This is a genomic window from Winogradskyella pacifica, from assembly GCF_013403915.1.
Taxonomy (GTDB): Bacteria; Bacteroidota; Bacteroidia; order Flavobacteriales; family Flavobacteriaceae; genus Winogradskyella; species Winogradskyella pacifica.
On record NZ_JABFDI010000002.1, the window covers coordinates 45,532 to 60,932 of the forward strand.

The 15,401-nt window shown below is 32.3% G+C and carries 13 protein-coding genes; 11 read left to right on the forward strand and 2 right to left on the reverse strand.

What is annotated here, in order from left to right:
- Positions 1-2 precede the first annotated feature (2 nt).
- Positions 3-725: a hypothetical protein gene (locus tag HM984_RS02005; RefSeq protein ID WP_257018435.1), complete on the reverse strand. Its 723-nt coding sequence runs from the start codon at positions 723-725 to the stop codon at positions 3-5.
- A gap of 171 nt (positions 726-896) precedes the next feature.
- Between HM984_RS02005 and HM984_RS02010 the strand changes: the two genes are divergently transcribed.
- Positions 897-2,114 (forward strand): BaiN/RdsA family NAD(P)/FAD-dependent oxidoreductase, encoded by a 1,218-nt coding sequence (locus HM984_RS02010; protein ID WP_179347916.1) that lies wholly within the window; start codon positions 897-899, stop codon positions 2,112-2,114.
- Here the strand turns inward: HM984_RS02010 and HM984_RS02015 are convergent.
- Positions 2,081-4,360: a response regulator gene (locus HM984_RS02015; protein WP_179347917.1), complete on the reverse strand. Its 2,280-nt coding sequence runs from the start codon at positions 4,358-4,360 to the stop codon at positions 2,081-2,083. The genes HM984_RS02010 and HM984_RS02015 overlap by 34 nt on opposite strands.
- A gap of 188 nt (positions 4,361-4,548) precedes the next feature.
- Between HM984_RS02015 and HM984_RS02020 the strand changes: the two genes are divergently transcribed.
- The 10 genes from HM984_RS02020 to HM984_RS02065 all read left to right on the forward strand — a co-directional run bounded on the left by HM984_RS02020 (position 4,549) and on the right by HM984_RS02065 (position 15,297).
- Positions 4,549-5,082 (forward strand): DUF1697 domain-containing protein, encoded by a 534-nt coding sequence (locus HM984_RS02020; RefSeq protein ID WP_179347918.1) that lies wholly within the window; start codon positions 4,549-4,551, stop codon positions 5,080-5,082.
- A gap of 73 nt (positions 5,083-5,155) precedes the next feature.
- Positions 5,156-6,259, forward strand: a complete 1,104-nt coding sequence (locus HM984_RS02025) for a diphosphomevalonate decarboxylase (RefSeq protein WP_179347919.1) — start codon at positions 5,156-5,158, stop codon at positions 6,257-6,259.
- A 40-nt stretch (positions 6,260-6,299) separates the two neighbouring features.
- Complete coding sequence (locus HM984_RS02030) at positions 6,300-7,229, forward strand: mevalonate kinase family protein (RefSeq protein ID WP_179347920.1); 930 nt, start codon at positions 6,300-6,302, stop codon at positions 7,227-7,229.
- Between the two features lie 65 nt (positions 7,230-7,294).
- Entirely contained in the window at positions 7,295-8,197 is a 903-nt protein-coding gene (locus tag HM984_RS02035) for a geranylgeranylglycerol-phosphate geranylgeranyltransferase (RefSeq protein WP_179347921.1), read from the forward strand.
- 107 nt (positions 8,198-8,304) lie between these two features.
- Positions 8,305-9,165 (forward strand): pseudouridine synthase, encoded by an 861-nt coding sequence (locus tag HM984_RS02040; RefSeq protein ID WP_179347922.1) that lies wholly within the window; start codon positions 8,305-8,307, stop codon positions 9,163-9,165.
- A gap of 162 nt (positions 9,166-9,327) precedes the next feature.
- Positions 9,328-9,672 carry a hypothetical protein gene (locus HM984_RS02045; RefSeq protein ID WP_179347923.1) on the forward strand — a complete coding sequence of 115 codons (345 nt, stop codon included), beginning with the start codon at positions 9,328-9,330 and terminating at the stop codon, positions 9,670-9,672.
- Between the two features lie 702 nt (positions 9,673-10,374).
- Positions 10,375-11,823: a type III PLP-dependent enzyme domain-containing protein gene (locus HM984_RS02050; RefSeq protein WP_179347924.1), complete on the forward strand. Its 1,449-nt coding sequence runs from the start codon at positions 10,375-10,377 to the stop codon at positions 11,821-11,823.
- Positions 11,824-11,856: 33 nt separating this feature from the next.
- Positions 11,857-12,798, forward strand: coding sequence for an agmatinase (gene speB / locus HM984_RS02055; RefSeq protein ID WP_115807960.1), 942 nt, complete (start codon positions 11,857-11,859; stop codon positions 12,796-12,798).
- Positions 12,788-13,765: a deoxyhypusine synthase family protein gene (locus HM984_RS02060; protein ID WP_092466466.1), complete on the forward strand. Its 978-nt coding sequence runs from the start codon at positions 12,788-12,790 to the stop codon at positions 13,763-13,765. Before speB ends, HM984_RS02060 begins: the two co-directional genes overlap by 11 nt.
- Positions 13,765-15,297 (forward strand): carbon-nitrogen hydrolase family protein, encoded by a 1,533-nt coding sequence (locus HM984_RS02065; RefSeq protein ID WP_115807958.1) that lies wholly within the window; start codon positions 13,765-13,767, stop codon positions 15,295-15,297. Before HM984_RS02060 ends, HM984_RS02065 begins: the two co-directional genes overlap by 1 nt.
- Positions 15,298-15,401: the final 104 nt, after the last annotated feature.

The following is a 15,401-nucleotide window of genomic DNA, read 5'->3' on the forward strand; positions in this document are numbered from 1 at the left end:
AATTAATTTAAATTAAAAGAATAAATATAACCTCCTTCAGAATCTTTTCTTTCATCTGTAATGATAATCGTAGAGTCGGTTTTAAAACAAATTCCTTCTTTTTGAGAATTGTGATCAAATTTATGTTCAGTTATAGATCCAGAGAAAAAATCGTCACGCTTAAAATTTGTGATTTTCCATAATTTATCATGATTTAAGAGTATCACTGTTTTGCCATTGTCGCTAATATCGGCTGAGGTGATTTTATTGTTTTTACCATTAAATTTATATTCCGAATGTAACTCTGCAACTTGCTTTCCGATGCTATTCTTAACTTTTAAAACACTGAATTTCTTCTTCTCTTTACTAAAAATGTAAAAGGAGTTATTGTAAATAAAAAAGGACTCGAAATCTTCAGGTTTTTGCTCTTTGGGAAGTGTAAATTCAATGATTTCAGCAACGGCTGAATTGGCATTTAAATCGGCGTGATTTACTTTATAGATTTTAAATGTCTTCCGCTTTTTTTTATTGTTTCCAAAATCTCCTATGTAGATGTTGCCTTCATTATCAGAAGTTAAATCCTCCCAGTCTTTGTTTTTGGCATTGCTGATAAGAATGTTTCTTGCCACATCTCCATCGTTGTCTAATCCAATGAGGTGATTGCTATTTCCCGCATCTTGAATCACCCAAACAATGCCAGAATCTTTGCCTATTTCGGCAGCAGACACTTCCTTTAATTCGTTCATAATGCGCGACTCAATTTTTAATTGTCCTATAGATTGACAAGAGCTCACAATAAATATTAGAAATATTAGTCTTTTGATGTATATCATTGTAATTTTATACTTTGACTCAAAGTAGTATTCGTCATTAAAAAACACAAATAAAAACTCACAAAATCTTCTTAATAAAACGGTTTGAATAAGCAGAAAGATATTATAATTATTGGTGGTGGAGCTGCAGGTTTTTTTGCGGCAATTAATATTGCAGAACAGCATCCGGAATTGTCTGTTGCCATCTTAGAACGTGGAAAAGAAGGTTTGCAAAAAGTAAAAATTTCAGGCGGTGGACGTTGCAATGTAACACATGCCGAATTTATACCGTCAGAATTGGTGCTAAATTACCCACGAGGAGAAAAAGAACTTTTGGGACCTTTTCATAGTTTTATGACAGGCGATACGATTGCTTGGTTTGAAGAGCGTGGTGTAGAATTAAAGATTGAGGATGATGGTCGGATGTTTCCAGTTTCAAATTCATCGCAAACGATTATAGATTGTTTTTTAAATGAGGCTGAAAAGCATAATGTAGACGTGCTTTATAATCATTCTGTAAAGACTGTAAAAGCATTAGAAAATGAGTTTGTCATTGAAACTTCTCAAGGAGATTTCCAATCTAAAAAACTATTAATTGCCACAGGAAGTAACCCTAAGGTTTGGAAACTTCTCGAAGATTTAGGACATACCATTATCAACCCTGTACCATCACTTTTCACTTTTGATATTAAAGATCATCGTATTAAAGATATTCCTGGTGTGGTGGCTAAAAACGTAGAAATTAAAGTGGTTGGTACCGATTTAGAATCTCACGGACCATTGTTAGTTACACATGTTGGGATGAGTGCGCCAGCCATATTAAAACTCTCTGCTTTTGGGGCTGTACAATTGGCGAAAATGAATTATAATTTTAAGATTGAAATTAATTTCATCCAATTAGATTTTGAATCTTGTTTAGAGCAACTGAAAAACTTCAAGCAAGAATTTGCAAAAAAGACAGTCGTTAAATTAACGCAATTTGATTTGCCAAAACGCCTTTGGAAACAATTAGTTTTGGCTTCAGATATCAGTGAAACAACACGATGGGCAGATCTTAATAAGCAGCAATTAGAGGCTTTTTCTAATCAGTTAACTTCTGCTGTTTTTCAAGTTACAGGAAAAAGTACGTTTAAAGAGGAATTTGTGACGGCTGGAGGTATTGATTTAAAAGAAGTGAATTTTAAAACTTTTGAAAGCAAGCGTATTCCTAATCTATATTTTGCAGGTGAAGTTATAAACGTAGATGCCGTTACAGGAGGTTTTAATTTTCAGAATGCATGGACAAGTGCTTATATTGCTTCAACTTCTATAGTGTCGCACTGATTTAGGTTATGGCCATAAGCGGTAATTATAGCTTTAAAATCTTCAAAAATATATGGTTTTGTAATAATTTGATCGATACCTGCAGCTTCAGATTTTGAAGAAATTTCATAAGAATTTAAAGCGGTTAAGGCTAAAATTGGAATATTAGGATTAAACATTCTTATATGTTTGGTTACGTCATAACCATCCATGTCTGGCATATTAATATCCATTAACACCAAATCAAAATCTTTTGCCTTCACGAGAGATATAGCTTCTTTACCATTAGATATTGTTTGACAGCTATAACCTTCTATTTTTTCGATATTCTTCTTAGTAATTAATAAGTTAATTTTATTATCATCAACAATTAAAACATGCATATCTCTTTTTGGTAAAGCAGCAACAGTACTTGTGCGCTCTACTTTTGTTGAAAGCTGAAATGTTATTTCGAAGAAAAAACAAGTGCCTTCGTTTGGTGTTGAAACAAAATCGATATCAGAATTGTGGCTTTTTAATAAGGTTTTTACGATGTATAATCCTAAGCCAGAACCACTACTGTTTTTATTTAAAAACGTCTTATTTTCAAAAGCACTAAACACAACAGAGCGATGTTCTTCTTTGATTCCTATACCCGTATCTTTAACTTCAAAACGTAAAGTGATTTCTTTATCATTTCTGCTTTTTTCAAAAACATTAATAGAAATATGTCCCTTTTTAGTATATCTAATGGCGTTGTATGCTAAATTGATTAGTATTTGGCTAAAGGCGACTTTGTCTACTAAAATATATTCATTTTCGTCTGATTCATCAATGTAGACATTGAGTTTTAAATCTTTGTTTTCAGCTGCGATGGCAACAGTACTAACAACGTGGTTAACAATTTTTTCAATTTTATCTGGTTTTAATCGAAGGTTTTTATCTTCAAATTTTAACCTATTAGCTTGCAAAATATTATCAATTAAAATAGATAGGTAATTACTAGATGATATTAGAGAATCTAAATACGATTGCTTTTTAGTATCATCACTCTCTTGGTCTATAAGTGTTGCTAATCCGCTAATACCATAAATTGGGGTTCGTAATTCGTGACTGAGTATTGAGAAGAATTCTAATCGATCTTTATCGATGGCAAGAAGTTTAGAGTTTGAGGCTGTTAAGGCATCATTAATCTTACAAATATTCTTTCTGGCCTTAAAATAAAAGTAAAAACTAGTTAGTATTATGGCTAAAGTAATACTCATAATTATGGTACTAACTAAAAATATTTTTGAGGTAAGTGCGTCTTGTTTTCGGGTTTCGTTTGCTAAAGCTAACTTTTGCTCTGCATCTAAGATTTTATAAACCAAGTCACCATTTCTGCTGTTTTTGGCTTCAATATTTACAAGGGCTTCGTATTTGTAGTTGTCAGATTTTAAAATATATTTATTAGCAGAATCTAAATTTTTCTTAGCATTTGTATAATATAAATATTTATAATAATTGAATGTGGCTATTTTTCTGTAAGAGTTAATATCGGTATTTAAAGATGCTTTTAGCTCTTCATTATTTATAGAAAATAAGAGGCGATAATTCTTGGGATTTGACTGGTCTACTTTAACTTGTGCAAGCGCATTATAATATTTAAAGGACTGTATTAAGTTTTCTTTTAAGTTTTCAGTATGATATTCTTTAGAAATATTTAAAGCTGCAAAATCGGTAGTGTTTAAGAGCTTTAAACCCATACTAGAAACTTCTAATAAGCTCTCATTATTAAAGTCGTAATAATCTCTTTTTATTTTGTTTTCTAAATTTAGAAAGTAAATTTCGCTGTTTAAAGATTTTGAAAGTTGTTGGGCCTTTGGGTAAATACTATCAAACTTTGCGTAATTTTTTTCTTGAGTGTATGTGTTTAGTAATCCAGATAGAGCGAGATCCTGTCCTTTCTTATTGTTTAGTGAATCATAGATTTGTAATGCTTTTTCAAGGTAGCTTTCTGCTTTCTTAAAATTAGCCATTTTTGCTAAAACATTTCCTAAAGCATTATATGATTTGGCCTGCGTGGTCTTTAAATTATGTTTTTTTGAAAAACTTATCGCATCATTTAAAAGAATTGTCGCCTTATAAAGACTATCATTTTTAACCAATAAATCCAGTTTGTAACTGTCAAAAGTATAAGCTGTAGTGTTACTATTAGTTACAAGTTTTTCTTGAGCATTAATAAGATGCCAATTAAAAAACAAGAGCGTAAATAATACAATTACAGCGTTTGATTTGGGGAAACACATGTAGTTAGGGGGTTATTACAGCAAAATTAAACTTTTTATCAAACCAAACAACATTTAATCGGCTTTATTTGCATTTTGAAGAATTGATAGTTCAGAATAAACACTTGTTCTTAGTTATTTTTACTGTGGTTTGCTTGGAGATGTGTTTTAACTATATTTACACTAGGATAATAACTTAGAATTATTAAATGCAAACCTATATCGCACTTTTACGAGGCATAAATGTTGGTGGACACAGAAAAGTGCCAATGGCTGAGCTAAGAGAATTATTTGCAAAATCAGGATTGACAAACGTAAAAACTTACATTCAAAGCGGAAATGTTATTTTTCAATCTTCCAATAGTGATTCAAAAAATTTAGAAAATAATATTCAAAAGTTCATTTTAGATCAGTTTGGTTTTGAAGTCCCTGTTTTGGTTAGAACTAAAGGTGAGTTAACTACAATTTTTAATAATTGTCCTTTTATTGATGCTAAAAAAACAGAAAGTTATTTTGTGTTTTTAAGTGCAATTCCAGATAAGATATTAGTTAAAGAGGCTTCTCAAAAAACATATCCAGATGATGAGTATGTAATTCTTAACGACTGTATTTATCTCTTTTGTTCCAAAGGTTATGGTCGCGCAAAATTCAATCTGAGTTATTTTGAAAAAAAGTTGAATAGCAATGCTACTGCCAGAAACTATAAAACAATGGTAAAACTACTGGCATTGTCAGAAGAATAAAGATAAGACCATTAGATATTTCTTATTTTTGTAATATATAATTGAACGCGCATTGTCAATTCAAGATTAATACATGACAGAACAAGACTTTATACCTAAAAGCTACAATTCCACACTAGAAAATGGTTCCGTAAAATGGGCATCACCAAGTAATATTGCTTTGGTAAAATATTGGGGAAAAAAGAAAGATCAAATTCCAGAAAACCCATCGATTAGCTTTACGCTTTCAGATTGTAAAACCATAACTGAAATCACTTTTACTAAAAAAGAAAGTGCAGATTTTAGTTTCGATATTTATTTTGAAGGTGAAAAAAACGAAGCGTTTAAACCAAAGATTCAAACCTTTTTTGAGCGTATTGAAATTTATATGCCTTTTTTAAAGGACTATCACTTTAAAATTGAAACTTCAAACACCTTTCCTCATAGTTCTGGTATTGCATCTTCAGCATCAGGCATGAGTGCGATTGCTTTATGCTTAATGAGCATTGAACAGTCATTAAGTTTGGTCACTGAACGTAGCCGAAGTGACATGGAAGAATCTCAATCTTATTTCAATCAAAAAGCATCATTTCTTGCACGTTTAGGATCAGGAAGTGCTTGTAGAAGTATCGAAGGCGAACTTGTAGTTTGGGGAAAAAATGAAAGTATTGAAGCGAGTTCAGATTTATATGGAGTAAAATTTGAAGGAGAGGTACATTCAAATTTTAAAAATTATCAAGACACTATTTTGTTAGTTGATAAAGGTGAAAAACAAGTGAGTAGCACCGTTGGACACCAACTAATGTATGGTCATCCGTTTGCGAAAGAACGCTTTTCTCAAGCGCATGATAATTTAGCAAAACTGAAAACAATTTTAGCTTCTGGCGATTTAAATGAATTTGTGAAAATTGTAGAAAGTGAAGCGTTAACGCTTCATGCTATGATGATGACGAGTATACCGTATTTTATATTAATGAAGCCAAATACTTTAGAAATCATTAATAAGATTTGGGCTTATAGACAAAAAACGGATTCAAAAGTTTGTTTCACACTAGATGCAGGAGCCAATGTTCATGTTTTATATCCGGAAAATGAAAAAGAATCGATCCTAGAATTTATTAAGAATGAATTGGTTAGCTATTGTCAAAATGGACACTACATTTGTGACCAAATTGGACTTGGCGCCAACCAAATATAATTTTAATACGTATATTTGTTAAAGAAACTGCTATTAAAACATGAAGGGACCACTATTTTATTCTAAAATACTTCTATTTGGAGAATACGGAATCATTAAAGATTCTAAAGGCTTATCTATTCCTTATAATTTTTATAATGGAGCACTTAAGAAAGATGAAAATCCTACTGAAGAAGCACTAAAATCTAACGAAAGCTTGAAGCGTTTTGCTACGTATTTAAAGGGGTTGGATAAGGATTTAGTAATTTTTAATAGCAATAGATTACAAAAAGATGTTGATGCTGGTATGTATTTCGATTCTTCAATTCCGCAGGGGTATGGAGTAGGAAGTAGTGGCGCGTTAGTAGCTGCTATTTATGATAAATACGCCAGTGATAAAATTACTGTTTTAGAAAATTTAACGCGCGAAAAACTATTGCGATTAAAAACTATTTTTTCTGAAATGGAATCGTTTTTTCATGGTAAATCTTCAGGTTTAGATCCGTTGAATAGTTATTTAAGTCTTCCAATTTTAATCAACTCTAAAGATAATATTGAAGCTACAGGTATTCCTTCTCAAAAAGCAGAAGGGAAAGGAGCTGTGTTTTTATTAGATAGTGGTATTGTTGGGGAAACTGCACCAATGGTAAGTATTTTTATGGAAAGCATGAAAAACGAAGGCTTCCGTAGTATGCTTAAAGACCAATTTATAAAACATACGGATGCTTGTGTCGATGATTTCTTAAAAGGTGATATGAAATCACTATTTAAAAACACCAAGCAATTATCTAAAGTTGTTTTGAATAATTTTAAACCTATGATTCCTGTTCAATTTCATGAACTTTGGAAAAAAGGCTTAGATACTAACGATTATTACTTAAAACTTTGTGGTTCTGGAGGTGGAGGTTATATTTTAGGATTTACCGAAAACATAGACAAAGCAAGAGAAGCGCTTAAAGGGCAAAAATTAGAGGTCGTTTATAACTTCTAAATTTTTGGTTTTGTAATAGAGCGCTTAAATATGCTGTTGCTTAAGAATTTCATATCTTCAAAATAATGTTATCAAGACGGCAGAAACACATTTTACTCAAATTTTTCAGCCTCTTTTCTGTAGTTAGAGGTTATAATATTTTAGTTGTTGTAATTGCTCAATATCTAGCGTCAGTATATATTTTTGCACACGATAAACCTGTTAAATCTGTACTTTTAGATCTTAACCTTTTAATGCTTGTAATGGCATCTTCGGCGACCATAGCTGGTGGTTATATTATTAATAATTTTTACGATTCCGAGAAGGATTTAATCAACAAACCGAGAAAAACAATGCTAGATCGTTTGGTGAGTCAAAACACTAAACTCTCATTTTACTTTGTTTTAAATTTCTTAGCTGTCGTATTCGCTAGCTATGTCTCTTTTAAAGCCGTTATCTTTTTTTCAATATACATTTTTGCGATATGGTTATATTCTCATCGCCTAAAAAAACAACCTATGGTTGGCAATATGGTATCTGCTATATTAACCGTAACTCCGTTTTTTGTTATTTTTATCTATTATCAAAATTTTGAACCTGTAATATTTGCGCATGGTTTATTTCTGTTTTTGCTAATCTCCATGCGAGAACTTACAAAGGATTTAGAGAATTTAAAAGGCGATTTAGCATTAAATTATAGAACTATCCCTGTTGTTTATGGTGAAAAGGTGTCTAAATTAATGCTAACTATAGTTGCTTTTTTAACAATTATTTCAGCAATTATTCTAATTCTGTTTTTTAAGATTGGTCACATGTATTACTTCTTCTATCTTAGTATTGTGTTTTTGTTTCTTTATCTCATTATTTTGCTGAAGTCTAACAAGAAAAACCATTATCTCATACTTCATAACATCTTAAAATTTATTATTGTACTTGGTGTATTTTCTATTCTTTTAATTGATGTTTCCGTCGTTTTAAATAGAATTTAGAACCAATTTTATTGGCTTTCTTAAATATTCTAATGCCTCGCTATAAACATCTTAAATAATTAAGCACTAGATATAAACTATTGTTTATCTTTGCAAAAAATTGAAACATGAGCAGAAATCAAGATAGCAAAGGAAAAGGAAAGACTTCAGGAAGAGGAAATGCTAATAGCAAAACGAATAGTTCTGCTAGAGGGAACGCTCCTTTTAATAAGAAATCACCAACAGTTAATAAGACATCTTCGTCTTCAAGATCATCAAATCCAGATGAGATGCGTTTAAATAAATACATTGCCAATAGTGGTGTATGCTCGCGTCGTGAAGCTGATGAGAATATCGCCATTGGTTTGGTTATGGTTAACGGTAAAGTTGTTACCGAAATGGGTTACAAAGTAAAACGTTCAGACGATGTTCGTTTTGATGGGCAACGTGTTACACCAGAACCTCCAGTTTATATTTTATTAAACAAGCCCAAAGGTTTTGCAACAACTACAGCAGAAGGTAAAGGAAGAACAGTTATGGATTTAGTAGCTAATGCAACAAGTTCTAGCATTAAGCCAATAGGTCGTTTAGGTAGAAATTCTTTAGGTTTATTATTGTTTACTAATGATGATAAAGTCGTTCAGAAGTTTACAAACTCTAAAAACGGAGTACCAAGATTATTTCAAGTTGAATTGGATAAGAATCTGAAATTTGAAGATTTAAAAAAGATTCAAGAAGGTTTTAAAGTTGAGGGTAAGCTAGTTTCTGTCGAAGAGATAAGCTACATTCAAGGTGAATCTAAAAGCCAAGTAGGTATTAAGATAAAAAATACAGGTAACACCATTTTACGTACAATATTTGAAGAACTTAATTACGATATTGTAAGAATTGATTGTGTTGCGATTGGTCATTTAACAAAGAAAGACATTCCTCGTGGTCACTGGAAACACCTTACAGAACAAGAGGTGAATACCTTAAAAATGATATAGTTCTTAGTCTGTAAGTCAGATTTTTACATTTTTACATTACCGTTCGTCGAATAAATGGTTCATTTTGTCGACCAATTGTAGGATTTTTATATATTGCCGCCCCAATCAATTAAAAATAACCTACTTATGAAAAATGTTAGACTTATGTTTTTGCTTTTGCTTATGGTGAATTGTACAACAGATTCACCCGAAATACAGGAAAGGCCAGATGATTTAAATTATCAAGTACTCAATTGTATCGATGATTTACCACAACTTAAAATTACAAACAACGGTACGGACAGTTTTGATTTTGCCATTTACGGACAAGATTATAGCCAACTGTATTCCCAGGCATTATCCACGTCAGAAAATACCGGTTGGCTCGAAGTGTCCAATTACGAAGTTATTGTTGTAGCAACAAATGACGTTGTTTACGGGCAAAAATTGGAATTAACACTTGTGCCTTGTGATGCAATGGAAATAGAGATTGATGTAAACAATGGACTAATACTTGTGGGCATCTAAAAAAAATTACACTATATAAATGCGCTTATCTTTTTCTTATAAAAGGGGAAGTATCGTTTATATGATAAGTTAAAAAAAGCACCCAATCTCGGGTGCTTTTTTTGTGAGAATTTTAAATTTAGTTTCTTTAAAAAGAATAAGTATGCTATTATTAATGGTGATTAACACAAAAATAATACTATTATAAATTGAAAAACAACCTGTGCTTTTAGTCCTTGATGTTCTGTTTTAAAAAATTCTTTAATTCAACATTAATTGATGTTTTATTCCCAAATATTTAAGTCAAAGTCAACGCTTTTAAATAGGATTTACGGTGTTTTATTATCGTTAATGTCTTTTAATACAGTGTTTTGAAAAATAATTCAAATATTTAAAAAAAAAGATTAACGTATTAAAAAATAATATACATTTGTAATGAAATTGGTGTCGATCTAACGAGATTATAAAGTCAATTTTAGCTGAACAATTGAAACATGTTTTTATGTTCGGGTTCTTGAAAATTAGGAAGTCATATTCAAGAGCAGCTTATAGATTAAGTAACCGAATTTTAGAGCTAACTTCCGCATCTGCGATTGCTGCTAGTCAGCATATTTATGGTTTTGTACCTACTACACAAAGCCAAATTCAGGTATGATATAACGTAACCTTAACACTTTTTACGCTTATATTTTTTAATTTACACTTGAATATTTACTTTATAATATGAATAATAAATATATTGATCTGATCGATCAATCCTTTCACTTTCCACAAGATGAATTTAAACTTGAGGATAAACAACTGCATTTCCATGATATTGACCTAATGAAATTGGTTGAAGAACATGGCGTGCCATTAAAATTTACATATTTACCTCAGATATCTAATAACATTCAACGTGCAAAGACGTGGTTTGCCGATGCCTTTAAAAAGCATGATTATAAAGGCAAATACAACTATTGCTACTGTACTAAAAGCTCGCACTTTAAACATGTTTTAGATGAAGCTTTAACGAATGATATTCATATTGAAACCTCTTCTGCTTTTGATATCGATATTGTAAAAGCACTTAAAAAAGAAGGTAAAATTACAGATAAAACGTTTGTATTAAGTAACGGTTTTAAACGTGAACAATACGTAACTAATATTGCTGATCTTATTAATAGTGGTCATAAAAATTGCATCCCTATTATAGATAATTATGAGGAAATCGATTTGTTATCTGAAGAAATAGATGGAAAATTCCAAGTTGGAATCAGAATCGCTTCAGAAGAAGAGCCTAAGTTTGAGTTTTACACGTCTCGTTTAGGAATTGGCTATAAAAATATTGTACCTTTTTATAAAAATCAAATTCAAGATAATAAAAAAGTAGAGTTGAAGATGCTTCATTTCTTTATCAATACAGGGATTAGAGATAATGCGTATTATTGGAATGAATTGCACAAATGTTTAAAGGTGTACACGTCTTTAAAGCGAATTTGTCCAACTTTAGATAGTTTAAATATCGGAGGAGGCTTTCCGATTAAAAACTCATTGGCTTTCGATTTTGATTATGCCTATATGGTTGATGAAATTGTGAATCAAATCAAACTAGTTTGTGAAGAAGAAGAGGTAGATACACCAAATATCTTTACTGAATTTGGAAGTTTTACCGTTGGCGAAAGTGGAGGAGCATTGTATAAAATCTTATACCAAAAGCAACAGAATGATCGTGAAAAATGGAACATGATTAATTCATCTTTCATTACTACATTACCAGATACTTGGGCAATTAACAAGCGTTTTATAATGTTGCCTATTAACCGTTGGCACGATAGTTATGAGCGTGTCCTTTTGGGAGGTTTAACTTGCGATAGTGACGATTATTATAACAGTGAGCAGCATACTAATGCTATTTATTTGCCTAAATACAATAAAGACAAACCATTATATATCGGCTTTTTTAATACAGGAGCTTACCAAGAAACGATAGGAGGTTTTGGTGGCTTGCAGCATTGTTTAATTCCAACTCCAAAACATATTTTAATTCAACGTGATGCCGATGGGAATTTAAACACAAGAGTATTCGCGGAGCAACAAAAAAGTGAAAACCTGTTAGGTATTTTGGGCTATGAGCCAGAAACTAAAGTCGAAAAGGCTAAGTCTAGTTCGATTTCAAAATCAAAAATTTAAATTAAATTTCTAATTACTTAGAATAACTTAATAATGAAAACAAAAACTTACGCTGGTATTCCAGAAGAATTAGCAAAATTAGAAACTGCTAAAATTGTATTAATCCCTGTACCTTATGATGGTACAAGTACATGGCAAAAAGGAGCTGATAAAGGTCCTGATGCGTTTTTAGATGCTTCAGAAAATATGGAGCTCTATGATATTGAAACAAGTTCTGAAGTGTATCAACAAGGTGTGTTTTTAGCAGATCCTGTTACTGAAAATGCGTCGCCAGAAGCGATGGTTGAAGCGGTACATCAAGCCACTAAAAAATACATTAAGAAGAACAAATTTGTAACGGTTTTTGGGGGTGAGCATTCAGTATCTATCGGAACCATTAGAGCATTCAATGAAATGTTTGACGATATCACCGTTTTACATATCGATGCGCATGCCGATTTACGCGAAAGCTACGAAGGTTCTACATGTAACCATGCGTGTGCCGTTTATGAAGCGAGCCAAACAACGAACTTAATCCAAGTTGGTATTCGTTCAATGGACATCATTGAGAAAACAGTAATGGACGAGGAGAAAACATATTTCGCTCACGAAATGGCTGTTGATGACAGTTGGATGGATTCTGCAATTGACCAAATGACAGATAATGTGTTTATCACATTTGATTTGGATGCTTTTGATCCTTCAATAATGCCAAGCACAGGAACACCAGAACCGGGAGGTTTATTATATTATGAAACACTCGAATTCTTAAAGCAAGTATTCGAAGAAAAGAATGTCGTTGGATTTGACATTGTAGAATTATGCCCAAATGAAAATGAAAAATCATCAGATTTCTTAGCGGCTAAATTGTACTACAAAATGTTGAGCTACAAATTTAGAGACCAAAATATTGAAGATGGTTTCGAAAGCAATTTCAACGACTCAAATAACTCAGGAAATAAAAAATCTAAATTTGATACAGAAGATGACTACTAATAAAGGAGAAATTTCAAAATTTATAGAAAAGTATTATTTACACTTTAATGCAGCGGCTTTGGTTGATGCAGCGAAGGGGTATGAAGATCAGTTAAATTCTGGAGCAAAGATGTTAGTGTCTTTAGCGGGTGCCATGAGTACTGCAGAATTAGGTAAGATTTTCGCTGAAATGATTCGTAAAGATAAGGTGCAAATAGTGTCTTGTACTGGTGCGAATTTAGAAGAGGATATCATGAATTTAGTAGCACATAGCCATTATAAACGTGTGCCTAACTACAGAGATTTAACTCCTCAGGATGAGTGGGATTTATTAGAGAAAGGCTTAAACCGTGTCACAGATACATGTATTCCTGAAGAGGAAGCCTTTAGACGTATACAAGAACATATCGTTAAAATATGGAAAGATGCCGAAGCTAAAGGTGAACGTTACCTTCCGCATGAATATATGTACAAATTGTTATTGTCTGGTGTTTTAGAAGAGCATTACGAAATAGACCTTAAGGATTCTTGGATGTATGCAGCCGCAGAGAAAAACCTTCCTATTATTTGTCCAGGTTGGGAAGATAGTACTATGGGGAATATTTTTGCAAGCTACGTGCTTAAAGGAGAATTGAAAGCAAGCACCATGAAATCTGGTATTGAATACATGACATTTTTAGCCGATTGGTACACAAATAATTCGCAAAATGGTATCGGATTCTTCCAAATTGGAGGAGGTATTGCTGGTGATTTTCCGATTTGTGTCGTACCAATGTTATATCAAGATATGGAACGTCCGGAAACACCTTTCTGGAGCTATTTCTGTCAAATTAGCGATAGTACAACTAGTTACGGGTCGTACTCTGGAGCGGTGCCAAATGAGAAAATTACTTGGGGTAAATTAGATATTAATACCCCTAAATTCATCATTGAGAGTGATGCTACTATTGTTGCACCTTTAATTTTTGCTTATCTTTTAGATATGTAATGGAAGAGCATAGAATTGATAATATAGAATTAAGTTTTTTAACGGTTGGTGATTTTGAAGAATTAAAATCAGCAACCTTAGAAGCGTATGGTGGTGTTCTAAATTCCTATTGGAAAAAGGACCATATTGCACGTTTGACTTCTATTTTTTCTGAAGGGCAGGTGGTTATTCGCATCGACGGTCAATTGGCAGGTTGTGCCTTATCTTTAATTGTAGATTACGATAAGATTGATGATAACCATACCTACGCGGACATTATAGAAGGTGATAAATTTAAAAATCACGATCCTGATGGAGATGTGCTTTATGGAATTGATGTTTTTATAAAACCAGAATTTAGAGGCTTACGTTTAGGACGTCGTTTATATGATTACCGAAAAGAATTATGCGAAAACCTAAATTTAAAAGGAATTGTATTTGGAGGTAGAATGCCAAATTATTACAAGTATAAAGATCAATATTCACCAAAAGAATACATTCAGAAAGTAAAACATAAGGAGATTCACGATCCGGTTTTAAACTTTCAGACGTCTAATGATTTTCATCCAATTCGGATTATAAAAGGGTATTTAGAAGGAGATACAGCGTCTAGTGAGTATGCGGTGTTAATGGAGTGGGATAATATTTATTATACCAAGCCTAATAAAAAAGCAAGTAGTGTTAAAACTGTAGTCCGTCTAGGTTTAATTCAGTGGCAAATGCGACCATATAGTGGCTTAGATGACTTAATGCAGCAAGTAGAATACTTCGTAGATAGTGTTTCTGCGTATCGTTCAGATTTTGCGGTGTTTCCTGAGTTTTTCAATGCACCATTGATGGCTAAGTATAATCATATGCACGAGCCACAAGCGATTAGAGAACTAGCAAGTTATACGCAGACTATTGTAGAGAGAATGCAGCAATTATCAATTTCTTACAATATCAATATCATTACGGGTAGTATGCCTGAAGTTGTTGATGATGTGCTTTATAATGTGGGGTATTTATGTCGTAGAGATGGAAGTTTAGAGCGTTATGAAAAAATTCATGTGACCCCAGACGAAGCTAAAGTTTGGGGAATGCAACGAGGTCATCAGTTAAAAACCTTTGAAACGGACGCTGGAAAAATTGGAGTTTTAATTTGCTATGATTCTGAATTCCCTGAATTATCAAGGTTATTAGCAGATGAAGGTATGGATATTTTATTTGTTCCGTTTTTAACAGATACCCAAAATGGTTATTCTAGAGTACGTTTGTGTGCGCAAGCAAGAGCTATAGAAAACGAATGTTATGTTGCTATTGCTGGTAGTGTTGGTAACTTACCAAATGTAAATAATATGGATATTCAGTATGCGCAATCGGCTGTTTTTACGCCTTGTGACTTTTCATTCCCTAGTAATGGTATAAAAGCAGAAACGACACCAAACACAGAAATGATATTGGTTGCTGATGTAGATTTGGGATTATTAAGAGAATTACATTCCTTTGGAGCGGTGAAAAATTTAAAAGATCGTAGAAAAGATTTTTATGATGTTATTCGAGTAAACAAATAAGTATTATATTTAAAAAAAAATTAGCATCAGAAATAGTATTACAAATGAAATAGCCGCTGCTAAAAGTTTATCACGGAGAATTAATTTTGAAATAACTATAACAT